The following is a 23,561-nucleotide window of genomic DNA, read 5'->3' as shown; positions in this document are numbered from 1 at the left end:
TGGCCGGGCGGCAGGATGATCGAGCTGCTCATTCCCAGTCCAACGCCCCTTTCTTCCATGCATACACAAGGCCGATCGCGAGTTCGGCGAGGAATATCATCATCGTGGCCCAACCGGCCCAGCCGATCTCTTCGAGGCTGACTGCCCATGGAAACAGGAAAGCCGCTTCCAAATCGAAGATGATGAACAGGATCGCGACCAGATAGAAACGCACATCGAACTGGCTGCGCGCATCCTCGAACGCGGGGAAGCCGCATTCATATTCGGTCAGCTTTGCCGGGTCGGGTTTGTGCGCGCCGGTCAGCCGCGCCACGCCCATCGGCAGGAACACGAACGCCGACGACAACCCGACCGCAATGACCAGGAATATCAGGATCGGCAGATATTGCGTCAGATCGACCATGGGAGCTCGCAGTCTTGTTTTGAGGTGTTTGCCACCCGTTATGCGGGCGCTTTAGGCCAGCGCGCCGCGCCTCGCAAGCACCGCGGGCATGATTTTCGCGTGCCAAGTGACCAAAAGCACAAAGCGTACTGGTGACAGCGCCTATCGCTGTGATACGCCGCAAGAAATGGGGCTTGGCCTCGCGCTTTCGAGGGCGGTTTCGACAGGGGGATTTTTATGCGCCGATTTACCACGCACGCAGCCGTCGCTTTCGGCGCATCCGCCCTGCTGGCCGCCACCCCTGCCCATGCCGAGCTGGTCAATGCCAGCGATCCGGCGACGATCGAGGCGATCGTCGAGTCGCAGGGCTGGCCCGCAACGATCGTTACCAAGCCCGGCGACGATCCCTATATCGAAAGCAGTCGCGGCGGACTGAAATTCCTCGTCCTGTTCATGAATTGCGAAGACGGCAAGAAGTGCAAGACGTTGCAATATTATATGGGATTCAGCGACGCCAAGGGCGTGTCGCTCGACAAGCTCAACAAATGGAACAAGGATAAGCGTTTTGCCCGCGCATACCAGGATGACGAGGGCGATCCGGTGCTGGAAATGGACGTCGATCTGGATTTCGCCGGCATCCCGCGCGAAAATGTTGGCGAAACGTTCAACACCTGGGCAACGCTGATGGACAGTTTCCGCGAGTATATATTCGAGAAATAGTCTGAATAGTCACTCGTCATCTCGGACTTCATCCGGGGTCCAGGACTTCAACGCCGCCGTCGATGCCGGATAAAGTCCGGCATGACGAGGCTCGTCCGTTCAAGCGTTCCTTAGCGCCCCGGCGATCAGCTTTTGCAGTTTCGAATGCACCGCAGCGCTGCCGGCGATGAATTCGCTGCGCTCGACCGACCGGTCACCGCCGCGAAAATCGCTGACGAAGCCGCCGGCTTCGCGGACCAGCAACATGCCCGCCGCCACGTCCCAGACCTTGAGGTCACTTTCCCAGAACCCGTCATAACGGCCCGCGGCGACCCAGGCGAGGTCGAGGCTGGCGGCGCCAAAGCGGCGGATGCCAGCCACTTCGGGTGCGACCGCACCGAAAATACGGCTCCACTGCGCCATATTGCCATGACCCATGAAGGGAATACCGGTCGAAATCAGGCATTCGTTGAGCTGACGCCGCGACGCCACGCGCAAGCGCCGGTCATGCAGCCACGCGCCGCGGCCGCGCTCGGCCCAATAGCTTTCGTCGGTGACCGGCTGATAAATAAGGCACGAGGTAACGTCGCCCCAGCCGCCGCCAATCTTGGGCTCCTGCACCGCGATCGAAATCGCAAAATGCGGGATGGCGTGGAGGAAGTTCGAGGTGCCATCGAGCGGATCGATGATGAAGCGCGGCTTGCCCGGATCGCCCTCGATCACACCGCCTTCTTCGAGGACAAAGCCCCAACCCGGACGGTCGCGGCCGAGTTCATCGTACAGCGTGCGCTCGGCAGCCTGGTCGGCCTTTGACACGAAATCGGCGGGGCCCTTTTGTGACACCTGCAGATGCTCGATCTCGCCAAAGTCGCGGCGCAGTTTCGTGCCGGCCTTGCGCGCGGCGCGTTCCATGACGGTGATGATGCCCGATACGGCCATTGTTCGATCTCCCCCCTCCCTGCAAGGGAGGGGTTGGGGGTGGGTAGCAACATGGGCGGGCGTGTCACCCACCTCTCGCCCCTCCCTTGCAGGGAGGGGAACCTAATCAATCCGCGCGGCGGACATACTCGCGGTCGTACACATGCACGACGATCTTGGTGCCGCTGGTGATATGCGGCGGCACCATCACGCGCACACCGTTGTCGAGGATCGCGGGCTTGTAGGACGACGACGCCGTCTGCCCCTTCACCACCGCATCGGCCTCGACGATCGTCGCTTCGATCGTTTCGGGCAGTTCGACCGAGATCGGGCGATCTTCCCACAGCTCGAGCACGACATCCATACCGTCCTGCAGGAACTCGTGGGCGTCGCCAACGACGTCTTTCGAGATATTGATCTGTTCGAAACTGTCCTTGTCCATGAACACCAGATCCTCGCCCTCGGCGTAAAGGAACTGGAAATCCTTGGTGTCGAGGCGGACCTTTTCGACCGTGTCGGCGCTGCGGAACCGGTTGTTCAGCTTGCGTCCGTCGATCAGGTTCTTGGCTTCAACCTGCATATAGGCGCCGCCCTTGCCCGGCTGGGTGTGCTGGATCTTGGTGACCTTCCAGATCCCCTTTTCAAATTCGATAATATTGCCGGGACGGATTTCAACGCCGGTGATTTTCATCGCGCACACTCACTAGACAAGGATGGAAAGAGCAAAGCCGCGCCCGCCGGGCACAGCTATCAGGTGCGGGCCTTTAGCCGCGCGAGCGGCGAAGGGCAAGTCAGGCTGTTGCGACGACCATATGCCGCGTCCGCCGATAGCTGGCCCAAATAAGCCCAACGAACAGGATCAGTCCGATCCACGGCGCATAAGGCGCATAGCCCTCGCCGACCACCGCCAGCGGGGCGTCGCTGCCGCTGCCTGCGACGATACCCGCGTAGAGCACCCCGAACAGGCTTTCGCCGACGATCATCCCGGTTGCGGTCAATACCCCCATGCGGTGAGCAAACCCGGCGTTCGGACGCTTCGCTGCCCAGCGATCGTAAAACCAGCCGCCGACCGCACCAATTACCACCGGCAGGATCACCGCCATCGGCAGATAGATGCCGATGCCGATCGCCAGCGGCGGCAGCCGCAGCTTGTCAGCGCGGCCGAGCAGCGCGTCGACGATGATAAAACCGACCCCCGCGAGCGCGCCATAGCCGAGCATAGTCCAGTTGAGATCGCCGCCGAGCACGCCTTGCGCGAGCGACGAGATCAGCCCTGCCTGCGGCGCCGCCAGCGCGTTGGGGCCCGCACCGGGCGCGCCAACAAATCCGACGGTTTCGTTCAGCACATTGAGGACAGGCGGCACGATCAGCGAGCCGAAGATGACGCCGATGATCAGCGCGACTTGCTGCTTCCACGGCGTCGCGCCGACCAGCTGTCCAGTCTTCAGATCCTGCAAATTGTCGTTAGAGATGGTCGCGATACCGAACACCAACCCGGTGACGATCAGCGCATAAGCGACCATCGCCTCGATCTCCGCCTCCCCGCCGCCGCGGCCGAGCAGACCGAGCAGCAGGAGCGAGGACGCGATGATCGCGAGAATCCCGATCCCCGACACCGGCGAGTTCGACGCGCCGATCAGGCCCGCCATATAGCCGGTCACCGACGCGATCATCAGCCCGACCACGATGATAAACAGGATCGCGCCCGCCACCAGGATCATCGACGATCCCGCGAGCGGTCCGTCCGCGAGCACAGACCACAGCAGCCAGCCGATCGGCACCATCAGCGCCAGCGAGCCGCCGAACACCCAGTTGATCGACATATCCTGTTCTTCGACTGCCAACGTCGCCCCGCCCTGCCGCGCGCGGCTCGCCGCCATCGCCGAACGGATGCCGCCAAGCACCGGTCCTGCAATCTTGACGAGGGTCCAGATCGCCGCGACCGCGATCACCCCGGCACCAAAAAAACGCACGTCGGCACGGAACACGGTGTTCGCCAGCGTCTCGGCGTCGCCCGCGCCGCCTTGCGTCAGGATCGGCAACAAAACCCACCAGCCGGTGATCAGGCCGACAAGCTGCGCCATCCCGACGGACAGCCCGACCAGGTGGCCGACGCCAAACAACGCAAACCCCAAGCCCCCGGCGATGCCCGTTGCCCCGGTGCCGACGCTGAACCAGCGCGCAACTTCGGCGCCCACCAGCTTCATCTGCGTAAGGAGCGTGAAACCCGCTGCGATGATCGAATTCCACAGCAGCGCCGACAGTCCTGCCTTGTTCTCCGCGGCGCCCTCGGCACTCGCGGCGCCGACCTGCAAGACTTCCGCGGCGGCGCGGCCTTCGGGATAGGGCAGGTCCGAATCGACCACCAGCGCGCGGCGCAGCGGGACCGAAAACAACACACCCAATATGCCGCCGAGCATCGTAATTGCGGTCGTTTCGAGCAACGGGAAACCCTGCCAGTAACCGACCATCACGAGGCCCGGCAGTACGAAGATGATTGCCGCCAGCGTGCCCGCGGCGCTCGCAATCGTCTGGACGATATTATTCTCCAGGATCGTCGATCCGGCCATATAGCGCAGCAGCGCCATCGAAATCACCGCGGCGGGGATCGAGGTGGCAAAGGTCAGCCCGACCTTCAGCCCCAGATAGACGTTCGCAGCGGTGAACATCAAAGTCAGGATGCCGCCGAGCAGGATCGCGCGAAGCGTCAGTTCGCGGCCGCGCGCGGCCACCGTCGTGATTTCAGTCATAAACGTCTCCCCGCCCGCTGTCTCGCGACCAGCCGCGCCGCGCGCAAGTCAAAATTTGTGGCGGCGCAAAAAGGCGACGAACCGAAGCTGTTTTGACGCATCGATCCAATATGCCGCCTGCGGCCGCTGCCATACCGACAGCCATGATGCACAACGATCTTTCTGACCTTATACCGCGGCCTCGCCGGGGTGGCGCGCGCCCCGTACCGCGCGCCGCCCCGTGCGCGGGGCTGTTCGGCTGGCGCAAGGATGATGCCAGGCCCGCCGCGGCGGGGGAGCATCCGCAAACGCCGGGGCGCGACTATCCCGCGGGCTGATCTTTCAGAAGCGCGCTGAACGTCTCCACCGCCGCCCCCGGGCCATCGGGGTGCGACCAAACGCCGCCTGACACCGCCAGAAAATCTGCACCGGCATCGACCAGCTCGCGCGCGTTCTCGACGGTGATCCCACCGATCGCGACGCAGGGCAGTTCGAACATGCCCTGCCACCAGGTCAGGATTTCGGGGTCGGCGCGATGTTCGACCGCCTTGGTCGTCGTCGGATAAAAGGCGCCGAACGCGACATAGTCGGCCCCCGCCTCGCCTGCTTCCATCGCCAGATGCCGGCTGCCGTGACAGGTTACACCGATCTGTGCATCAAGGCCCAGAATGCCCCGCGCTTCCTTCGCATCGCCGTCCCCCTGTCCCAGGTGAACCCCGTCTGCCTCCAACCGCTTGGCCAGCGCAACATCGTCATTGACAATGAACGCTACATCGCGCGCGGCGCAGATCGCCTGCAGCGGTTCGGCAAGGCGAGCCGCCTCATGCTGGTCCAATCCTTTGACGCGAAACTGGAACGCCGCAATCGGGCCGGCATCGAGCGCCGCGATCAACCGGTCGGGAAAATCGCCGCCGACTTCGAGCGGCGAGATCAGGTAAAGCTGGCAGGGGGTGCGGGTCATGGCGGGTTCATAGCGACGCGTTCATCAACCCGCAAATGCAGAACAGCCCTCGCCTCGCTGCCGCCATCCTCATCGCCGCGCTCACGTTGTCGGCGTGCGCCACGACGCGCGATCCGTCGCCACTGTCCGACGCCAGTAACGTCGCGCTTGGCCAGCAGGCTTATGCCGATGGGCCAATCATCCAGCCGGTGGCGGTACTCGAGGACAGCCGCTGTCCGATGAACGCGCGCTGCGTGTGGGCGGGCCGGGTGCGCGTATATATGCTGTGGTTTCGGGGCAATGGCGAACAGCAGCCGTTCGAAGTGACGCTAGGCGAAGCGACGCCGCTGGCGGATGGCAGCATCACTCTGGAATCGGTGCGCCCGGACAAGATGACGAACGTCGAGCTGAAGCCGCAGGATTATCGCTTTGCTTTCCGTTTCGCGGGTGGGATCTGATTCAAATGCCGTAGCCCCGAGCCTGTCGAAGGGCGCCTCACTGGAAAGCGCCCTTCGACAGGCTCGGAGCTACGGTGATCATTTGACCCGCGCCAGCACGAACCCGTCCCACTTCTTTGCGCCAACTGTCTGCACCGCCGTTGCATCGAGCCGCGGGTCGGCGCTCATCATGTCGAACAAGGCGCGGGTGCCGACGATCCGCTCGTCATCGCTTTCCACGTCCAGCACCCCGCCTTCGCGCACGACATTGTCGACGACAATCGTCGTACCGGGGCGCCCGAGACGGATCGCCTCGACGACATAGTGCGAATTGCTTTGCTTGTCGGCGTCGATGAACACAAAATCGAACGGCGATTCGTCGGCCATCGCCGCCAGACTGTCTGCGGCTAGGCCGACCCGAATATCGACCTTATCCGACACTCCCGCGCGCTCCAGATTCGCGCGCGCCACCGCGGCATGATGCGGCTCTAGTTCCAGCGTCACCAGTTGGCCATCATTGGGCAGCGCCCGCGCCAGCCAGGTCGTCGAATAGCCGCCCAACGTCCCGATTTCGAGAATCCGTTTGGCGCCCGCGATCTGCGCCAGCAGGAACAACATCTTGCCCTGTGCCGCCGACACGTCGATCGGCGGCAGGCCTTGTTCGGCATTATGGGAGAGAGTGGCGGCAAGCACGTCGTCATCGCCAAGCAATTTTGCGGCGATATAGTCGTCGACGGCTTGCCACCTCTCTCCCATCATGCGGCTCCGGCTTAAGCCACGGACGCCGCGTGAATCTCGTGAATGGCACCGCCGAGCGATTTGTCGAACTCGTCGTCGCTCATCTGGTGGCGCAGGTCTTCCAGCAAAGCGCGGCTGAAGCTCGCGATGATGCCAGGGTTCTTCGCCAATTCGGCGCACGCCTCGGGGCGCGCAAAGCCGCCCGACAGCGCGACGACACGCAGAACTTTCGGGTGATCGACCAGCGGCTGAAACAACCCCGCCTCGGTCGGCAGCGACAGCTTCAGCATCACCGGCGCGCCGTCCCATGCGTCCAGCGCCGCCAGCGTTTCGGTCAACAGCAGCCGGTCGGCGCTGTCGCGCTCGGCGCTCTTGATGTTCACTTCGGGCTCGATGATCGGGACCAGACCGTGCGCCGCGATACGCTTCGCTTCCGCGAACTGCTGTTCGACGATGGCCTGGACGCCAGCGGGATTGGCGAGATTGACGACGCTACGCATTTTGGTGCCGAACACGCCCTTGGCGACGGCCCGCGCGCAAAGATCACCAAGTTCCGGGTTGGCCTTCATCAACTGAACGCCGTTAACTTCGTCTTCCAGACCCTTGTCGACCTTCAGGAAAGGTACCACACCGCGCTCCCACAGCAGCGCCGGAACCGGTTTGCCGCCCGCATCACCGTCCATCGTGCGCTCGAACAGGATCGCGCCGATCACCTTCTCGCCGTTGAAGCACGGCGCGGTGACGATGCGGCTGCGCATCGCGTGGATCAGGCCGAACATCTCTTCGTCATTGGAAAAGGCATCGGCTTCGATGCCATAGCCCTTCAACGCCTTCGGCGTCGAACCGCCGCTCTGGTCGAGCGCGGCGATAAAGCCCTGCCCCGATTTGATCTGTTCCAGCATGGCGGCATTGGCGGTGATCATAACGTCTCCGTGGGTTTGCATACGTATGTGGCGCCGCGCATAGCGATCCCGCTACCGGGATGCAAATACGCGCAAAAAAAACTCAGGCTTTCAGCGCGTCCACGCCCGGCAGCGGCTTGCCTTCCATCCATTCCAGGAAGGCGCCGCCAGCGGTCGACACAAAGGTGAAGTCCTCGGCGACCCCGGCATGGTTGAGCGCCGCGACGGTGTCGCCGCCGCCCGCGACCGAGATCAGCGATCCTTCGCGGGTCAGCGCCGCGGCGGTCTTGGCCAGCGCAACGGTGGCGGTGTCGAACGGCGGCGTCTCGAACGCACCCATCGGGCCATTCCACACCAAAGTGCGGCAGTTCTTGAGCACGTCGGCCAGGGCTTCGGTCGCCGCGGGGCCGATGTCGAGAATCATCTCGTCGGCGGCAACTTCGTGGACGTTGACGGTGCGCGTCGGCGGACTGGGCGCGAACTGCTTTGCCACCACGACGTCATAAGGCAGATGGATCGTACAGCCCGCGGCATCGGCGGCGTCGAAAATCGCGTTGGCAGTATCGACCAGCTCATGCTCGCACAGCGACTTGCCGACATCCATCCCGCGCGCCGCGAGAAAGGTGTTCGCCATGCCGCCGCCGATGATTAGATGATCGACCTTGCTCACCAGATGGCGCAGCACATCGATCTTGCTCGACACCTTGGCGCCGCCGACGACCGCGGCGACCGGCTGCGCCGGATTGCCGAGCGCGGCGTCGAGCGCCTTCAACTCGGCTTCCATCGCGCGCCCGGCATAGGCGGGTAGCCGCCGGGCAATGCCTTCGGTCGATCCATGTGCGCGGTGTGCCGCCGAAAAGGCGTCGTTGACGTAAAGGTCGCCGATCTCGGCCAGCGCGTCGGAAAAGGCCGGATCGTTGGTTTCCTCGCCGGGATAGAAGCGGGTATTTTCCAGCACCGCGACATCTCCCGCGGCGAGCACCGCGATCCCCGCCTTGGCGCCCTCACCGACCGCTTCGGGAATGTACATCACCGAATGACCCAGCACATCCTCGACCCCGCCCATCACCAGGCTGAGCGACTGGGTCGGGTTTTTCGCGCCCTTGGGCCGCCCGAAATGCGCCAGCAGCAGGACGATCGCGCCTTTGTCGGCGAGTTCGCGGATCGTCGGCATCGCCGCCTCGATCCGCGTCCGGTCGCCGACCGCGCCGTCGATCATCGGGACATTAAGGTCGACGCGCACCAACACTTTCTTGCCGGTGACATCGCCGATGTCGTCGAGGGTCTTGAACGCGGTCATCGTCGTTTCCTATTCTGTTTCCGTTCGCCCTGAGGAACCGCTGAGCTTGTCGAAGCGGTGTCTCGAAGGGCACTTCGAGACGGGTCTTCGCCGGGCTCAGCCCCTCCTCAGCGCGAACGGGAATCAAGCGATCAGAGGAACTTGGCGATCACGCCTGCGGTGTCGATCATGCGGTTCGAAAAGCCCCATTCATTATCGTACCAGCTGAGCACACGCACCAGCTTGCCATCGATCACTGCGGTTTCCAGGCTGTCGATCGTCGAGCTGGCCGCATCGTGATTGAAGTCGATCGAAACCAGCGGCTCGTCGGTATAAGCGAGGACGCCCTTCAGCGGGCCTTCGGCCGCCGCCTTGAGGACCGCGTTGACTTCTTCCTTGGTGGTTTCGCGCAGCGGCGTGAAAGTCAGATCGACGACCGAAACATTGGGGGTCGGAACGCGGATCGACGATCCGTCGAGTTTGCCTTTGAGTTCGGGCAGAACGAGGCCAACGGCAACCGCCGCACCGGTCGACGTGGGGATCATCGACATTGCAGCAGCGCGGGCGCGGCGCGGGTCGTCGTGGATCTGGTCAAGGATCTTCTGGTCGTTGGTATAGGCATGGATCGTGGTCATCAGGCCGCGCTCGATACCGATCGCTTCATGCAGCACCTTGGCAAAAGGCGCGAGGCAGTTGGTGGTGCACGATGCGTTCGAGATGATCAGGTGGTCGGCGGTGATCTTGTCGTCGTTGACGCCGAACACGACGGTCAGGTCGACTTCCTTGGCCGGGGCCGAGATCAGCACGCGCTTGGCGCCGGCGTCAATATGCTTCTGGCCGCCGGCCTTGTTGGTGAAAAAGCCGGTGCATTCCATCACGATGTCAATGCCGTTCGCGGCATGTGGTAGGGCAGCGGGGTCGCGTTCGGCGGTCACCTGGATGCGTTTGCCGTTGACGATCAAGTCGTTGCCATCGACATCGACGCTGCCGTTGAAGGCACCGTGAACCGAGTCATTGCGGAAAAGACGGGCGTTTGCCTTGGCATCGCCCAGGTCGTTGATCGACACCAGCTCGAGGTCGTGATCGGTCCGCTCCAGAATAGCGCGCGCCACATTGCGGCCGATGCGGCCAAAACCGTTGATTGCAACCTTCACAGCCATGTCGAAAATTCCTTTCTGCGTGGGGCCAGCCGGTCCTTAGTTGCCGAGCTTTGCCAAAATCTTGGGGGTAATCGCATCGACGGTCAGGCCGAAATGCGCGTAGAGATCGTCGATCGGCGCCGAGGCGCCAAAGCTGTCGATTCCGAAGCGCAAGCCGTCACGGCCGGTGTAGCGCTCCCAGCCAAACGTCGTCCCCGCCTCGATCGAGACGGTCAGGACGTCGCCCGGCAGGATGCCGGCCTGATACGCCGCATCCTGTTCGTCGAACAATTCGGTCGACACCATGGATATGACGTCGGCGCCATGACCCGCGGCCTCCAGCTTGTCGGCGATATCGAGGGCAAGCGAGACCTCCGAACCGGTCGCGACCAGCACGACCTTGCGTGCTGCGGACGCCGCGCGAAGGCGGTAACCGCCTTTTGCACAACGATTTTCCGTGACGTCATGACGCAGCGGCGGAAGATTCTGACGGGTCAAGGCCAGCAATGACGGGCGATTGTCCTGCGCCAGTGCCAGCGCCCAACATTCGGCGGTCTCGATCGCATCGGCGGGGCGCAGGACGAGCAGGTTCGGCATCGCGCGCAGCGACTGCAGATGCTCGATCGGCTGGTGCGTCGGGCCGTCTTCACCCAGCCCGATGCTGTCGTGGGTCATCACATAGACCACCCGCTGCTGCTGCAACGCCGACAGGCGGATCGCGGCGCGGCAATAATCGGCGAAAACCAGGAAGGTGCCACCGTACGGGATCAGACCGCCGTGAAGCGCCATACCGTTCATGGCTGCGGCCATGCCGAACTCGCGGATGCCATAATAGATGTAACGGCCAGAATAATCGTCTTTTGTCAGCGGCTTGGTAGATGATGTTTTGGTGTTGTTCGAACCGGTCAAATCGGCACTGCCGCCGACGAGCGCCGCAATATCGGCGGTCAGCGCGCCCAGCGTATTCTCCGAAGCCTTGCGCGTCGCAACCTTCGGCGGTTCTGCGACCAGCCCGTCCAGATAGGCCTTGAACGCCGCACCGGTCACCAGCTTGCCGTTCAGACGATCCTCGAATTCCTTTTTCTTATCGCTGGTTACGAGGCGATCATTCCATTCGGAATGAAGCGATTTGCCCTTTTGTCCGAATACTGCCCACGCCGCCGCAATATCGGCCGGAATGACGAACGGCTCGGCGGTCCAGCCAAGCTCAGTCCGTGCCGCGGCGATTTCGTCGGCGCCCAACGGTGCACCATGTGTTGCCGACGTCCCCTGCTTGTTGGGTGCCCCAAAGCCGATGATCGTGCGGCAGGCGATCAGCGATGGCCGCGGATCGGCGAGCGCCGCGTCGATCGCGCGGCGGATGTCGGCGGGATCGTGCCCATCACAGCTTTCGACATGCCAGCCGGTCGCTGCATAGCGCGCCGCGATGTCTTCGCTGGTCGACAGGTCGGTCGATCCGTCGATGGTGATCTTGTTGTCATCCCACAACACGGTCATCCGGCCCAGCTGCAAATGCCCGGCCAGGCCAATGGCTTCGTGGTTGATGCCTTCCATCAGGCAGCCGTCGCCCGCGATCACCCAGGTGCGATGATCGACCAGATCGTCGCCATAAAGCGCGTTGAGATGCCGCTCGGCGATCGCCATGCCGACTGCGGTCGCCAGTCCCTGCCCCAGTGGCCCGGTCGTCGTTTCAACGCCTTCCAGCTCGAAATTTTCGGGATGCCCCGCGCACGGGCTGTTCAGCTGGCGGAAATTTCGGATGTCGTCGAGCGTCGGCCGCGCATAGCCCGCCAGATGCAGCGTCGCATAGGCGAGCATCGAACCATGGCCTGCCGACAGCACGAATCGGTCGCGATCGGCCCATTTCGGGTCGGTTGGATCGAACTTCAGATAATCCGAATACAGCACCGTCGCGACGTCGGCCATGCCCATCGGCATCCCCGGATGACCGCTGTTTGCGGCCTGGACGGCATCCATCGCAAGCGCGCGGATAGCATTGGCGAGCTGACGTTCGGGCAGTGTCATTGGTCCCCCGGAAATGGCTGGGCAGGCGCCGGACGCTACGGCCCGACTGGATGCGCACAGCCCTTTGCGGCGGCGGGGTCAGGAGTCAACCGCTGCGAAGGGAAAATCGGCGCATTTTGGACCGACAGGGCAATTGCACCCCCTCCCCCGCACTGCTAATCATCGCGCATGGAACTCGACCTTGACGAATCCAGCCTGGCCATCGGCCGCATCGAACGCGCGCTCAGTCGCATCGAAAAGGCGCTGGCCGACCAGCCAAAAAAGCCTTCATCCGCCATTGCGACCCCCGCAGCCGACCAATCGGCACTGAAAGCCGAGGTTGCGGCGGTGATCGGCGAACTCGATCGATTGATTGCGGAGGCGAATCATGGCTGATGTCAGACTGACCATCGCCGGGCGCCCCTATGACGTCCACTGCGCCGACGGCGAAGAGGCCCAACTGCTCCAACTCGCGGCCGTCGTGGATGAAAAAGCGCGCGGGATCAATGGCGGGACCGAGGTTCGCCAGCTGCTGTTCGCCGCACTGATGCTCGCAGACGATGCCCAGGAAGCCAAGGGCAAGGTCGACAAGGCCGAGCCGCAATCCGATTCGCTTCGGGCCGCGGTGGCGCTGGCCGAAAGCCGCGAAGCGGCGACGCGCGACGAACTGCGCGCCGCAGTGGCGCGTGAACAGGCGGCGCTCAAGGAACTCGAGGCTGCGCGGGCGGCGCCCGCCGCACCGTCGCCTGCCAAGCCAGCGAACGACCGGGCGCTGCTCCAGATCGCCGACCGGATCGAGGCGCTGGCAACGAAAGTCGAGCAAATCCCTTGAGCGCGCTCGCCCGCGCCCCTACATAGGGGGCGGCGGGTACTGCCCGGCACGAGCTTTTGCGAAAATCCCTGAGGCGATACATCATCCTAGGGGGCTGTCCCTGCCCGGACCCTGGTCCGACGTACATGGTCCCCACCTGACGTTACTGGCGTCAGAGGACTTTCCAGCAAACGACCTCGGCGGGCCCGCCAACCGACCCGCGCGCCGGGTCGAAAACCCGCACAGGAGGCGATGACCCACTTGTCCGCCGATCTGGTTCAACAAAAACAAAAGATGCGCGAGAAACTTCGCTTTCGGCGCAAGCATTTCGCGGCAAACCTCGACGGCATGGGGCTGCTGGCGGCCTTTCGCGCCCTACCCGCGCCACTCGTCGATCTCGTCGCCGATCACGCTGTCGTCGGCGCCTACGCCGCGTGGGGCGACGAACCCGACATCCTGCCGATGTTCGCCGACCTCGCCGCGGCGGGGGCGCTTGCCCTGCCCCACCACGCCGCGCGCATCGATACGATGGACTTTCGGCGCTGGCGAACCGGTGAGGCGCTAGTAAAGGGGCCATGGAGCACCCCGCAGCCCGCCGACGATGCCCCGACCGCGGTCCCCGACATCGTCTTTTGCCCCCTCGTTGGGTTCGACCGTCACGGCGGCCGGATCGGCCAAGGCGGCGGTCATTATGACCGCTATTTCGCCGCGCATCCCGGCATATTGCGGATTGGGGTCGGCTGGTCGGTACAGGAAATCGACGCGGCGCCGCGCGAATCGACCGACATGGTGCTCAACGCCATATTGACCGAACAAGAATTCATCCTGTGTGGAGATCGTTTGTGAGCCCGGACCGCCAAGAACCTGTCCAAGACAATTCCCAGCCAAGCTGGCGCAAGCCGGCGGGCATGTTGTTGATCCTGCTGCTCATCGCGGGCTGGACCGCGATCATCGTCAGCCTGTCGCCATGGGTCGGCGCGTGGCCGGTGCTGGTGCAGGCGGTGTTTTATCTGATCGCGGGGATCGTGTGGATCCTGCCGCTGAAGCCGCTGCTGCGCTGGATGGAATTGGGGACTTGGCGCCGCTAACGAGCGGCGCCAAGTCCCCAATTTCCGATATTGGATGATCCCAAGCTGCGGTGGCCATTCCGTCCGAAAATGGAGGGAATGGCGCGAGTGACGGGGCTCGAACCCGCGACCTCCGGCGTGACAGGCCGGCACTCTAACCAACTGAGCTACACCCGCGTGTGCTTGGGAGCAGCGCCAATATGCGGCGCGCTTCGGCCTGTCAACCGTCGCTTTCTTCGTGGGTGCGATTTAATCGATCGCGTACCTCATCGGTGGTAGTCAGCGTGCCATGTTCGAACAGGAAACCCGCGAGATCCGGGGTTCCGGTCGATGCGAGCACGGTCTGCAGGATCAACAGCAACGGCACCGCCAGCAACGCCCCCGGCGTTCCCCATATCCAGCCCCAGAAGCTCAGCGAGACCAGGATGAGCAGCGGATTGATCGTGAGCCGCTTGCCCAGCACCAGCGGGGTGATCAGATTCGCCTCGACCAGATGGACACCGATAAAGATCACCGCGGGTAGCAGCGCCAGCCCGACCGCATCGAAGGTCATCAGTCCGCCGATTCCCAACAGCGCCGCCGCGACGATTGGCCCCAGATAGGGTACGAAATTGCAGATGCTGACGATCCCGCCCCACATGAAGGGCGATGGCATCCCCAGCACCCATAGCAACAATCCGACCGAAAGGCCCAGAATCGCGTTGATCATGGTGATGGTCGCGAGATAATCCGCGGTCGCATCGACGACATTCTGAATCACGCGCGCGGTCTGCATCGCCCCGTCGAAGCTGCCGCGACGCCGGATGGTCCCCTTGCGCAGCCGCGTCCATCCGGCGAGGAAGAAAAAGATCACCAATACCGCAAAGAACAGCTGGATCGCCGCAGCGGGCGCCGATGTGATAAAATAGTCGACGACCGATGTCGGGGCGGTCGCCGCTACCGCCTGTGCCGTCGCCTGACTCCCACTTGCGACCGACATCAAGGTACGGTCAACAAAAGCCTGAAACGTCGAATAAAAATCGATCAACGGAGCCAGGTTGCTCTGAATACGCGGAATCGAATCGGGAAGCCTTGCGAACCAATCGGTCGCCGGGACGACGATGATCGCCAGCGCGGCGTTGATCAGCATCAGGAACATCGTCAGCGCCAGGAACGCCGCCAGCCCCGACGGCACACCGCGCCGCTCCAGCCATTCGAGCAGCGGCACCAGCGCGATTGCGATGACAATCGCGGCGGTCAGTGGCAGAAAAAACTCGGCGCCCGCCTGCAACGCAAAGGGCAACCCCAAGCAAAAGCTGGCGCCAAAGATCAATGTCAGCGCCGCGAGCAGCCGGTCGCGGCGAAAATCGTCGATTTCGATCTGATGCAAAGGGTTCGAACGCGGGCGCGCGTCTCTGCTCCCCCGATCGTCCGCCACCCCATCTCTCCTCGCGTTAACCTCCTCTTCTTACGCGGGCTTTGCATTTTACGCCAGCCGCCCCGTTTCGCGACGAACCGAGCCGCCCCTTTGTCCCCTTCTGGGTCACAACTTGTCTTTCTTGCTGCTTTTTAACCAGAAATTACCCTTTTTCGTCGATTGAGGGCTTCAAGGACCAACCACTTCGGAGTTAAAGTGATGATGAAAGCGCCTGTGGGGGGCGCGAAGCATCAGCTTCTACCCTCTTGTTCACTTCTCGCCATATTGGCGGCGATCGCGCTGCCGATGCAGGCTCAGGCCGCTGGCACGCGAGCCGGCTCGACCATCAGCAATACGGCATCGGCCAGCTTTGACACTGGCGGCGGCTCGACCACGATCAATTCGAACCAGGTTGACCTGCTTGTCGATGAGCTGCTCGACGTGACCGTCGATTCGAGCAACCCCGCCGATGTTTCCACCACCCCTGGCGCGACCGGACAGGTGTTGACCTTTTCGGTGACAAACAACGGCAACGGCGTCGAAAACTTCGTGCTGAGTACGATCGCCAACGGCGGCGGTGACAATTACGATCCCCTCGTCACCCAAATCTATCTCGACAATGGGGACGGCGTGTTCGACGCCGGTACTGATACGCCGTACACCCCAGGCGCCAACGACCCTGAGCTTGATCCCGACGAAAGCGTCACGGTTTTTGTCGTTGCGACGACGCCTGGCGGCGTCGTTGACGGCAATCGCGGCATCGTCAGCCTGGTCGCTGCTGCGGTGACCGGCACCGGCGATCCAGGCGACAGTTTTGCGGGCCAGGGCGAAGGCGGCGGCGACGCGGTCGTCGGCTCGACCGGCGCCGATGGGGCCGATGCAGGCGCATTCATCGTGGCGGCCGCGACCGTTGCGCTCGTCAAATCGGCCGTTGTGACCAATTCGCTGGGTACCGCCGACCCGATTCCGGGCGCAACGATCACCTATACGATCGTCGCGACGGTTGCGGGCAGCGGGTCGGTCAGCGGCCTTGCGATTACGGACAATATTCCCGCCGACACCAGCTATGCCGCGGGTTCGATCACGCTTGGAGGCGTCGCGCAGTCCGACGCGGTCGACGCCGATGCGGGCGATTACAACGGCACGCGGGTCAATGTCGCGCTCGGCACTGTTGCCGGCGGGCAAACCCGAACCGTCACCTTCCGAACCACGATCGATTGATGGAGATGCCCATGCGCACGGCCTTTTTCCTGCTGCTTGCGGCGCTGTTGCCGGGTCAGGCGCTCGCCGCCAACCAAGTGGCGCTTGCCAACGACGTTTTTGTCGAACGCGTGACCACTGATGCTCAGGGCAAGCAACGGATTTTGCTCGAAGAACCGAAGGTCGTAGTTCCCGGCGACCGGCTGGTGTTCGTGCTCAATTATCGCAACGCCGGCGCGCAGCCCGCCGATAAATTCGTCATCACCAACCCCCTGCCCGCGGCGGTGCGCTTCGCCGATGCCGGCGACACCAGGCCGCTCGTCTCGATCGATGGCGGCCGCGGCTGGGGACAATTGGATCAGCTGACGGTGGCGCTGAACGACGGCACCCGCCGCGCCGCGCAGCCGGACGATGTGACGCACATCCGTTGGGCCTTTCAAAAGCCGATTCCGGTCGGCGGCAGCGGCAAGCTGATGTTTCGAGGAGTAGTAAAATAACATAAATAATATAGCCGCTTAATGATTGCCAGCGGTGGGGAAACGGCAATCGATCAAAGCCAAGGAGCTCAGCTATGACCAGCAAGCTGAACACCGTGGGCATCATCGGTCTGGCGGCGATCACAAGTCTCGCCGCCACGCCGGCATTTGCTGCCGGAACGACCGCAGGTACCACGATCACGAATACCGCCACCGTCGACTATCAGGTCGGTGGCGTCGCCCAGGGACAGCAGTCGGCGTCGAACAATTTCACCGTCGACCGCAAGATCAACCTGCTCGTCGAAGAGGTGGGAACGGTCACGACCAGCGTCGTGCCGGGCCAGACAAACGCCGTTACGACATTCCAGCTGACCAACAGCTCGAACGAAGTGCTCGACTTCGCCCTCGTCGCCTCGCAGATCGTCGGCGGCGCCGCCGCGCATGGCGGCACCGACACGTTCGATGCCACCAATGTGCGGATTTATCGCGATAATACCGTCACGGGTACGGTCGGCAGCTGGGATGTGGGTGACACCCTGCTCACCGGTTTCGTCGACGAACTCGTCGTCGATACCGCGATCCGGCTGTTTGTCGTCGCCGACATTCCGACCGGGCTCGCCAACAACGCCGTCGCCGGCGTCACGCTGCGGGCCACCGCACGCGAAGGCGGCGTGGCCTCCACCCAAGGCGCAGCGATCACGGAAACGGCGGGTGCGAACACCGCGGGCAAGGATACAGTCTTTGCCGACATCGCGGGCGTGACCGGGGATGCGGCGCGCGACGGATCGCACAGCGACAACGACGACTATACCGTGCAGACGGCGACGCTCGCGGTAACCAAGACCAGCCGCGTCATCTCGGATCCGTTCAACAACACGACGAATCCGAAACTGATCCCGGGTGCCGTGGTGGAATATTGCATCGCGGTCGCCAACAGCGGCAGCGTGGCGGCGACGTCGGTGGTCATCAACGACCCCGTTCCGGGCCAGTTGACATACAGCACGGGTACGATCCTGCTGAACGGCACGACCACAGCCGGTACTTGCAACGCCGACGGCGTCGCGGGTGGCAGCTATGCTGCGCCGAACGTATCGGGGACGATCGCCACGATCGCAGCAGGCGCAACGCGCACGCTCGTTTTCCGCGCGACGGTCAACTGATCGGAATACCGGTGGAGCAGCGGGTGCGGCCCAAAAACCGCCCCCCGCTGCTCCGTTCGGGGCTAATATGGCGCTCGGCACCAAATATTTCGGCCTTGTGACCGCGCTGGTCGCGGCAGCATTGCTGCCCGCGGCCATCCCGGCGCGCGCGCAGGTGATCACGAACACGGCTTCGGCGCAGTGGATGCATGACGGACAGCCCGGTCAGGCACTGTCGAACCGCGTCGATGTCACCATGGCACCTCGCCCGCCCGAACGGCCGACGATTACCACCTATCGCCTGACCAATGGCGGCGGCAATAAATCGGTGCCGCTGGCGCCAACCCAGTGCAGCCGAAGCAGCGGCCCGATCGCTAGTGGCCTCAGCAGCGCCAGCGGCAGTGGCGCGAGCGCCAGCGCCAGCGCAGGCGGCACGACCAGCACCATCCCGCTCAGCGGCGTGTATGAGGGCATTTCAACCGCTCCCGCGTCGCTGCAAAGCACCAACAGTTTCCGCGCCGGCGAAGTGCTGGTCGTCGGGGTCACGCTCGCATCGGCCAATGTCGATCCTCAGCGGCGTGACACCCTCGAAGTGGTTCTCGAACTCGAAAATGGCGACCGCGAGCAGATCATACTGACCGAAACCGCCAATAACAGCGGCGAATTTGTCGGGTTTATCAACACCATCGGGGTTCCGCCCGCGGTCGCGCAGGGCGATTGCCGCCTGTCGGTCAGCTCGGGCGCGGCGCTGTCGCTACGCGTTTCCGACCAGGCCAGCGCCAGCCTTGTCGCACTCGCGACGATCAATTTCCTCGTCGATCCGTTCGGCATCGTGTTCGACAGCGGCGACGGCGCGCCGGTTCCGGGCAGCCGAGTCACCATCGTCGATGCCGCCACCGGCCAGCCCGCGCAAGTGTTCGGCGACGACGGCGTCTCCGCCTACCCGTCCAGCGTCATCACGGGACAGAGCGTCACCGATTCGGGCGGCACCACCTATAATTTCCCGCCCGGCGACTATCGTTTCCCATTTGTGGCGCCGGGAACCTATCGCCTGATCGTTCAGCCGCCCGCGCCGTTCACCGCGCCATCCGCCGCAAGCCCCGCCGATCTGGCCGGTTTCCGGCGCCCTGACGACGGTCTGCCGTTCGAAATAAGCGGCGCCAGCTATGGCAGCCCCTTCACGCTCAACAGTCCCGCCCCGGTCCGCGTCGATATTCCTGTCGATCAGCCCGGCTTGCCGCTCGTCCTGCGCAAGACGACCTCGACGCAGGTCGCGGTGCCGGGCGACGTGATCCAGTACCGCATCGAGGTCGCCAACCGCGACGCGCGCCGCAACACCGGCGCAGTAACGGTCAGCGACGTGCTGCCCGCCGGGATGCGGCTGCGCGCCGATACGGTGCGGGTCGACGGGGTGCGCGTCACCGCCAATGTCGCCGCCAACGGCCGGGAATTCAGCGTTGTCGTGCCCAGCATCGCCGCATCACGCACTGCGTTGCTCACCTATCTCGCCGAAGTCATCGTGTCGGCACGGCCCGGCAACGCGCTCAACCGCGCCTCAGCCATCGATAATCGTGGCTCGGCCAGCAACATTGCGGAAGCGACGATTTCGATCAAACGCGACCAGCTGGGCGACCGCATGACGATCATCGGCCGCATCACCGACGGCGGCTGCACGGTGGATCCGCGCAAAGCTGATGGCATCGCTGGCGTCCGCGTGATGCTGCAGGACGGCAGCTACACCGTCACCGATGAGGATGGCCGCTACCATTTCGAAGGCGTGCGCCCCGGTCTGCATGTCGTCCAGATCGACCCCTCGACGCTGCCGCTCGACCGTGCGCCGATCGAATGCGCCCGCTCGACGCAAAGTGCCGGCAGCGCGATCTCGCGTTTTGTCGAAGGCCGCGGCGGCGCGCTGAAACGCGCCGATTTCCGTGCCATCGCCAGCGCGCCGCGCGCGGCCCCCAAAACCAGTGCAGTCGCAGCGCCGACCGTGCTTAGCGATCCCGAAGCCGCCGGCGCCGGTCGCGACTGGCTTGCCGGACAAGCACCGGGCATCGCCTGGCTGTTCCCTGCCCCAGACCACAACCCGCGCTCGAAAGCGATCCGCGCTGCCATCAAACACGTCCCCGGCCAGACCGTCACGCTGCGCGTCAATGGCAAGACCGCCGACCCGCTGACCTTTGAGGGCACCAGCAAGTCGGCCGACGGCAGCGTTGCGGTCAGTCTGTGGCGCGGGCTCGAAATTCGCGAAGGCGAAAACCGCCTCGTCGCCGAGGTGAAAGATGTGAACGGCGTTATCATCGCCGCGCTGGAGCGCAATGTTCACTATTCGATCACGCCAATGCGCGCCGCGCTGATCCGCGAACGGTCGGTGCTGGTCGCCGACGGGGTAACCCGCCCGGTGATCGCGGTGCGCCTGACCGACCGGGACGGCAAGCCGATCCGTGCCGGGCTGACCGGCGACTTCAGCGTCCCTGCCCCCTATTATCCGGCGGTCGAAGCCGACGCACAGCAGGCGCGCCAACTCGCGGGGCTCGAACGTGCCCAGCCGCTGTGGAAAATCGATGGCGACGACGGCATCGCCTATATCGAACTCGAACCGACCACCGCGTCGGGCACGCTCGCGATGGACTTCACCTTCCGCGACGACAAGGTGATCCGCAAGCAGACAATCGAAACCTGGCTCGATCCAGGCGATCGGCCGTGGACCGTGGTCGGCTTTGCAGCCGGGACGCTCGGCTACAACACGCTCGACGACCGTATGGAACCCACGGCTGAAACGCTCGACGATCTCAACGCCGATGCGCGGCTGGCGCTCTATGCCAAGGGACGGGTGCGTGGCAAATGGCTGATGACGCTGGCCTATGACAGCGACAAGGATCAGGACGACGCCCGTTTTGGCGGCGTGATCGATCCGCGCGCCTATTATACCATCTACGCCGACCGCAACGAGACGCGGTACGATGCCGCATCGGTCCGCAAACTCTACCTGCGCCTCGAACGTCCGCAATTTTACGCCATGTTCGGCGACATCGAAACGGGGATTTCGGAACCCGAGCTTGCCCGCTATCAGCGCGCGCTCAACGGCGGCAAGGCCGAGTATCGCGGTCGCAATATCGCTGCAACCGCCTTTGTGGCCGACACCCCCTATCGTTTCCGCCGCGACGAGATCCAGGGCAACGGGCTGACCGGTCCCTATCCGCTCGGCGCGCGCGACATTCTGCCGAACAGCGAGCGGATCGTCATCGAAACACGCGACCGCCTGCGTAGCGAACGCATTGTTAACAGCGTCAGCATGACGCGCCATGTCGATTACGACATCGACTATCTGTCGGGTACCATCCGTTTCCGCAATCCGGTGCTCAGCCGCTCGTCGGATCTCGATCCGCAGTTCATCATCGCCGAATATGAGGTCGACGGCGTAGGCCAACGGGTACTGAACGCGGGTGGGCGCGTAAGTTATCAGTCGAATGACGAAAAACTGCGCGTCGGCGCGACCTTTATCCATGACGAGGACGGCAACGCCAAGACCAACCTTGGCGGTATCGACGCGCGCTATCGTCCGAATATCGACACCGAAGTCCGCGCCGAACTGGCGGTCAGCGACGCCAAGGCCCAGAACGGCAGCCCCGCCGCCGCCGCCGGCACCGCCAAGGCGTGGCTGATCGAGGCCGAGCATCATAGTAGCAATGCCGATTTCCTGGCCTATGTCCGCGAACGCGAAAGCGGATTTGGCGCTGGACAGTTGAACCGCGGCGAGAACGGGACACGCAAGTTCGGCGTTGACGCCCGCCTGCGCGCCACCCGCACCCTGTCGCTCAGCGGCAGCGCGTGGCAGGAAGATTATCTCGACACCGGCGCGCGCCGCCGCGCGGCCCGCGCGCTGGCTGAATATGACAACGGCACCACCGTGGCGCGGGCCGGGCTGACCCACGCCGACGACCGGCTTTCGGACGGCACGCGCAATCGCTCGAACATCGTGCAGTTCGGTGCGACCCAGCGACTGTTCGAAAAACGCCTCGAACTCGACGCGCAGACCGAGTTTGCGCTGGGCGGCAAGGAAGCCAGCATCGATTTCCCGACCCGCCACCGGCTCGGCGCGCGCTTTGCGATCAATCGCGACGTCAATCTGGTCGGCAGCTACGAGATTGCCGACGGCGACACGATCAAGGCGCGTACCGCGCGGCTGGGATTCGACCTGACGCCCTGGTCGGGCGCGCGCCTGCTTGCCACTGCAAACCAGCAGGAAATCGGCGAATATGGCCCGCGCAGCTTTGCCGCCTATGGTCTGTCGCAATCGCTGAAGCTCGGCGAGCGCTGGTCGGTCGACGTATCGGTCGATGGCAATCGCACGCTGGGCGGCATTCGCGCAGGCGATGTTATCAATGTTAACCAGCCCGTCGCCTCGGGCGGTTTCCTGGGCGACAACGGCACATTGACCGAGGATTTCCTCGCGATCAGCACCGGTGCCACCTATCGCGCCGATCGCTGGACCCTCACGGGCCGCGCCGAATATCGCGACGGGGAAATCGCCAATCGGTACGGGCTGACGCTCGGCGGCTTGCGTCAACTCGGCGAAGGTCGTGCGCTTGGCGCCCTGTTCACCTATACCAAGGCGAGCGGCAGCGGTACGACGCCCAGGACCGAGGTCATCAATTTCGAAATGAGCTGGGCGCATCGCCCCGCGCATTCCAGCCTGTCCTGGCTCAACAAGAGCGAGCTTCGTTCAGACAAGGTCCGCGATGCGATCGCAGGCCAGCCGGGGCCGATCGGCGGCGGTGCACTGACGATCGATGGCGATGCGACCAGCCGCCGCCTGCTCAACAGCCTGTCGGTCAACTGGACGCCGCTTGGCGACCGCAACGACCGCCGCGATGCTGATCGCATGTGGTACGAACGCGGCGAATTCGGCTTTTTCTGGGGAACGCGCTACAATTTCGACCGCTTCGGCGCGGATGACGTCAAGGGTTGGTCGAACCTGATCGGCGCCGATTTCCGCTTCAACCTGGGCGAGCACGTCGATGTTGGCGCGTCGGGTACGGTGCGGGTCGGCACCGATGCTGACACTGTTAACTGGGCAGGCGGTCCGACGGTCACGCTGGCGCCGATGAAGAATGCCAACGTCACCTTCGGCTATAATTTTGCCGGCTTCCACGACCGCGATTTCGAAGACGCGCGCTATTCGCGGTCGGGCGCCTATGTGACGTTCAAGCTCAAGTTCGATCAGACCAGCTTTGCCGGGTTGGGCCTCTAAGCCCACACCCATTCCGTTCATATCGAGCGAAGTCGAGAGACGCGAAGGCAA

Annotated in this window: 21 protein-coding genes and 1 tRNA gene; 10 read left to right on the top strand and 12 right to left on the bottom strand. The window is 63.7% G+C overall.

Going from position 1 to position 23,561, the window contains the following annotated elements; all coding sequences use genetic code 11:
- Window positions 1-28: 28 nt before the first annotated feature.
- Window positions 29-403 (bottom strand): NADH-quinone oxidoreductase subunit A, encoded by a 375-nt coding sequence (locus tag J2X44_RS09750; RefSeq protein WP_088441761.1) that lies wholly within the window; start codon window positions 401-403, stop codon window positions 29-31.
- A gap of 216 nt (window positions 404-619) precedes the next feature.
- Between J2X44_RS09750 and J2X44_RS09745 the strand changes: the two genes are divergently transcribed.
- Window positions 620-1,102 (top strand): YbjN domain-containing protein, encoded by a 483-nt coding sequence (locus J2X44_RS09745; protein WP_310089443.1) that lies wholly within the window; start codon window positions 620-622, stop codon window positions 1,100-1,102.
- Window positions 1,103-1,201: 99 nt separating this feature from the next.
- Here the strand turns inward: J2X44_RS09745 and J2X44_RS09740 are convergent, their stop codons facing one another.
- The 4 genes from J2X44_RS09740 to thiE all read right to left on the bottom strand — a co-directional run bounded on the left by J2X44_RS09740 (window position 1,202) and on the right by thiE (window position 5,689).
- Window positions 1,202-2,020: an inositol monophosphatase family protein gene (locus J2X44_RS09740; protein ID WP_310089444.1), complete on the bottom strand. Its 819-nt coding sequence runs from the start codon at window positions 2,018-2,020 to the stop codon at window positions 1,202-1,204.
- 106 nt (window positions 2,021-2,126) lie between these two features.
- A complete protein-coding gene (gene efp / locus J2X44_RS09735) occupies window positions 2,127-2,690 on the bottom strand; it encodes an elongation factor P (RefSeq protein WP_310089445.1) in 564 nt (187 codons plus the stop codon).
- Window positions 2,691-2,790: 100 nt separating this feature from the next.
- Entirely contained in the window at window positions 2,791-4,749 is a 1,959-nt protein-coding gene (locus J2X44_RS09730) for an OPT family oligopeptide transporter (RefSeq protein ID WP_310089446.1), read from the bottom strand.
- A gap of 301 nt (window positions 4,750-5,050) precedes the next feature.
- Entirely contained in the window at window positions 5,051-5,689 is a 639-nt protein-coding gene (gene thiE, locus J2X44_RS09725) for a thiamine phosphate synthase (RefSeq protein WP_310089447.1), read from the bottom strand.
- A 35-nt stretch (window positions 5,690-5,724) separates the two neighbouring features.
- On the opposite strand from thiE, the gene J2X44_RS09720 reads away from it, so the two are divergent.
- Complete coding sequence (locus tag J2X44_RS09720) at window positions 5,725-6,126, top strand: hypothetical protein (RefSeq protein WP_310089448.1); 402 nt, start codon at window positions 5,725-5,727, stop codon at window positions 6,124-6,126.
- 78 nt (window positions 6,127-6,204) lie between these two features.
- Here the strand turns inward: J2X44_RS09720 and J2X44_RS09715 are convergent, their stop codons facing one another.
- The 5 genes from J2X44_RS09715 to tkt all read right to left on the bottom strand — a co-directional run bounded on the left by J2X44_RS09715 (window position 6,205) and on the right by tkt (window position 12,188).
- Window positions 6,205-6,864 carry an O-methyltransferase gene (locus J2X44_RS09715; RefSeq protein ID WP_310089450.1) on the bottom strand — a complete coding sequence of 220 codons (660 nt, stop codon included), beginning with the start codon at window positions 6,862-6,864 and terminating at the stop codon, window positions 6,205-6,207.
- A gap of 11 nt (window positions 6,865-6,875) precedes the next feature.
- The gene (locus J2X44_RS09710; RefSeq protein WP_405053360.1) at window positions 6,876-7,766 is read right to left on the bottom strand and encodes a fructose bisphosphate aldolase; all 891 of its coding nucleotides are present in this window, start codon (window positions 7,764-7,766) and stop codon (window positions 6,876-6,878) included.
- Between the two features lie 82 nt (window positions 7,767-7,848).
- Window positions 7,849-9,045 carry a phosphoglycerate kinase gene (locus J2X44_RS09705; protein WP_310089452.1) on the bottom strand — a complete coding sequence of 399 codons (1,197 nt, stop codon included), beginning with the start codon at window positions 9,043-9,045 and terminating at the stop codon, window positions 7,849-7,851.
- 131 nt (window positions 9,046-9,176) lie between these two features.
- On the bottom strand, window positions 9,177-10,184 hold the full coding sequence (gene gap, locus J2X44_RS09700) for a type I glyceraldehyde-3-phosphate dehydrogenase (RefSeq protein WP_310089454.1): 1,008 nt from the start codon (window positions 10,182-10,184) through the stop codon (window positions 9,177-9,179).
- A gap of 36 nt (window positions 10,185-10,220) precedes the next feature.
- Window positions 10,221-12,188 (bottom strand): transketolase, encoded by a 1,968-nt coding sequence (gene tkt / locus J2X44_RS09695; RefSeq protein WP_310089456.1) that lies wholly within the window; start codon window positions 12,186-12,188, stop codon window positions 10,221-10,223.
- A 168-nt stretch (window positions 12,189-12,356) separates the two neighbouring features.
- On the opposite strand from tkt, the gene J2X44_RS09690 reads away from it, so the two are divergent.
- From J2X44_RS09690 to J2X44_RS09675, 4 genes are all read left to right on the top strand, one after another.
- Complete coding sequence (locus J2X44_RS09690; RefSeq protein ID WP_310089457.1) at window positions 12,357-12,563, top strand: hypothetical protein; 207 nt, start codon at window positions 12,357-12,359, stop codon at window positions 12,561-12,563.
- The gene (locus J2X44_RS09685) at window positions 12,556-12,999 is read left to right on the top strand and encodes a cell division protein ZapA (protein ID WP_310089459.1); all 444 of its coding nucleotides are present in this window, start codon (window positions 12,556-12,558) and stop codon (window positions 12,997-12,999) included. Before J2X44_RS09690 ends, J2X44_RS09685 begins: the two co-directional genes overlap by 8 nt.
- Window positions 13,000-13,230: 231 nt before the next feature.
- Window positions 13,231-13,824, top strand: a complete 594-nt coding sequence (locus J2X44_RS09680; RefSeq protein WP_310089461.1) for a 5-formyltetrahydrofolate cyclo-ligase — start codon at window positions 13,231-13,233, stop codon at window positions 13,822-13,824.
- Complete coding sequence (locus J2X44_RS09675) at window positions 13,821-14,066, top strand: DUF2842 domain-containing protein (RefSeq protein ID WP_310089463.1); 246 nt, start codon at window positions 13,821-13,823, stop codon at window positions 14,064-14,066. The genes J2X44_RS09680 and J2X44_RS09675 overlap by 4 nt, the downstream gene beginning before the upstream one ends.
- A gap of 79 nt (window positions 14,067-14,145) precedes the next feature.
- Here J2X44_RS09675 and J2X44_RS09670 read toward each other — a convergent pair.
- Together J2X44_RS09670 and J2X44_RS09665 are read right to left on the bottom strand one after the other, a co-directional pair.
- Window positions 14,146-14,222: transfer RNA gene (locus tag J2X44_RS09670), tRNA-Asp, on the bottom strand.
- A gap of 43 nt (window positions 14,223-14,265) precedes the next feature.
- Complete coding sequence (locus J2X44_RS09665) at window positions 14,266-15,462, bottom strand: AI-2E family transporter (RefSeq protein ID WP_310089465.1); 1,197 nt, start codon at window positions 15,460-15,462, stop codon at window positions 14,266-14,268.
- Between the two features lie 198 nt (window positions 15,463-15,660).
- On the opposite strand from J2X44_RS09665, the gene J2X44_RS09660 reads away from it, so the two are divergent.
- From J2X44_RS09660 to J2X44_RS09645, 4 genes are all read left to right on the top strand, one after another.
- Window positions 15,661-16,662: a hypothetical protein gene (locus tag J2X44_RS09660; RefSeq protein ID WP_310089467.1), complete on the top strand. Its 1,002-nt coding sequence runs from the start codon at window positions 15,661-15,663 to the stop codon at window positions 16,660-16,662.
- 11 nt (window positions 16,663-16,673) lie between these two features.
- Complete coding sequence (locus J2X44_RS09655) at window positions 16,674-17,138, top strand: hypothetical protein (RefSeq protein ID WP_310089469.1); 465 nt, start codon at window positions 16,674-16,676, stop codon at window positions 17,136-17,138.
- A 74-nt stretch (window positions 17,139-17,212) separates the two neighbouring features.
- The gene (locus tag J2X44_RS09650) at window positions 17,213-18,277 is read left to right on the top strand and encodes a hypothetical protein (RefSeq protein WP_310089471.1); all 1,065 of its coding nucleotides are present in this window, start codon (window positions 17,213-17,215) and stop codon (window positions 18,275-18,277) included.
- Between the two features lie 67 nt (window positions 18,278-18,344).
- Entirely contained in the window at window positions 18,345-23,510 is a 5,166-nt protein-coding gene (locus J2X44_RS09645) for a hypothetical protein (protein ID WP_310249261.1), read from the top strand.
- Window positions 23,511-23,561 lie beyond the last annotated feature (51 nt).

This window comes from Sphingopyxis sp. BE259 (assembly GCF_031457495.1).
Classification (GTDB): domain Bacteria; phylum Pseudomonadota; class Alphaproteobacteria; order Sphingomonadales; family Sphingomonadaceae; genus Sphingopyxis.
This window is presented reverse-complemented; position numbering and strand designations above follow the sequence as displayed.

What these genes read in the sequence shown, in the direction of transcription:
- J2X44_RS09750 (WP_088441761.1), bottom strand. Translation starts at nt 403, where the DNA reads ATGGTCGATCTGACGCAATATCTGCCGATCCTGATATTCCTGGTCATT.
- J2X44_RS09745 (WP_310089443.1), top strand. Translation starts at nt 620, where the DNA reads ATGCGCCGATTTACCACGCACGCAGCCGTCGCTTTCGGCGCATCCGCC.
- J2X44_RS09740 (WP_310089444.1), bottom strand. Translation starts at nt 2,020, where the DNA reads ATGGCCGTATCGGGCATCATCACCGTCATGGAACGCGCCGCGCGCAAG.
- efp (WP_310089445.1), bottom strand. Translation starts at nt 2,690, where the DNA reads ATGAAAATCACCGGCGTTGAAATCCGTCCCGGCAATATTATCGAATTT.
- J2X44_RS09730 (WP_310089446.1), bottom strand. Translation starts at nt 4,749, where the DNA reads ATGACTGAAATCACGACGGTGGCCGCGCGCGGCCGCGAACTGACGCTT.
- thiE (WP_310089447.1), bottom strand. Translation starts at nt 5,689, where the DNA reads ATGACCCGCACCCCCTGCCAGCTTTACCTGATCTCGCCGCTCGAAGTC.
- J2X44_RS09720 (WP_310089448.1), top strand. Translation starts at nt 5,725, where the DNA reads ATGCAGAACAGCCCTCGCCTCGCTGCCGCCATCCTCATCGCCGCGCTC.
- J2X44_RS09715 (WP_310089450.1), bottom strand. Translation starts at nt 6,864, where the DNA reads ATGATGGGAGAGAGGTGGCAAGCCGTCGACGACTATATCGCCGCAAAA.
- J2X44_RS09710 (WP_405053360.1), bottom strand. Translation starts at nt 7,766, where the DNA reads ATGATCACCGCCAATGCCGCCATGCTGGAACAGATCAAATCGGGGCAG.
- J2X44_RS09705 (WP_310089452.1), bottom strand. Translation starts at nt 9,045, where the DNA reads ATGACCGCGTTCAAGACCCTCGACGACATCGGCGATGTCACCGGCAAG.
- gap (WP_310089454.1), bottom strand. Translation starts at nt 10,184, where the DNA reads ATGGCTGTGAAGGTTGCAATCAACGGTTTTGGCCGCATCGGCCGCAAT.
- tkt (WP_310089456.1), bottom strand. Translation starts at nt 12,188, where the DNA reads ATGACACTGCCCGAACGTCAGCTCGCCAATGCTATCCGCGCGCTTGCG.
- J2X44_RS09690 (WP_310089457.1), top strand. Translation starts at nt 12,357, where the DNA reads ATGGAACTCGACCTTGACGAATCCAGCCTGGCCATCGGCCGCATCGAA.
- J2X44_RS09685 (WP_310089459.1), top strand. Translation starts at nt 12,556, where the DNA reads ATGGCTGATGTCAGACTGACCATCGCCGGGCGCCCCTATGACGTCCAC.
- J2X44_RS09680 (WP_310089461.1), top strand. Translation starts at nt 13,231, where the DNA reads ATGACCCACTTGTCCGCCGATCTGGTTCAACAAAAACAAAAGATGCGC.
- J2X44_RS09660 (WP_310089467.1), top strand. Translation starts at nt 15,661, where the DNA reads ATGATGAAAGCGCCTGTGGGGGGCGCGAAGCATCAGCTTCTACCCTCT.
- J2X44_RS09655 (WP_310089469.1), top strand. Translation starts at nt 16,674, where the DNA reads ATGCGCACGGCCTTTTTCCTGCTGCTTGCGGCGCTGTTGCCGGGTCAG.
- J2X44_RS09650 (WP_310089471.1), top strand. Translation starts at nt 17,213, where the DNA reads ATGACCAGCAAGCTGAACACCGTGGGCATCATCGGTCTGGCGGCGATC.
- J2X44_RS09645 (WP_310249261.1), top strand. Translation starts at nt 18,345, where the DNA reads ATGGCGCTCGGCACCAAATATTTCGGCCTTGTGACCGCGCTGGTCGCG.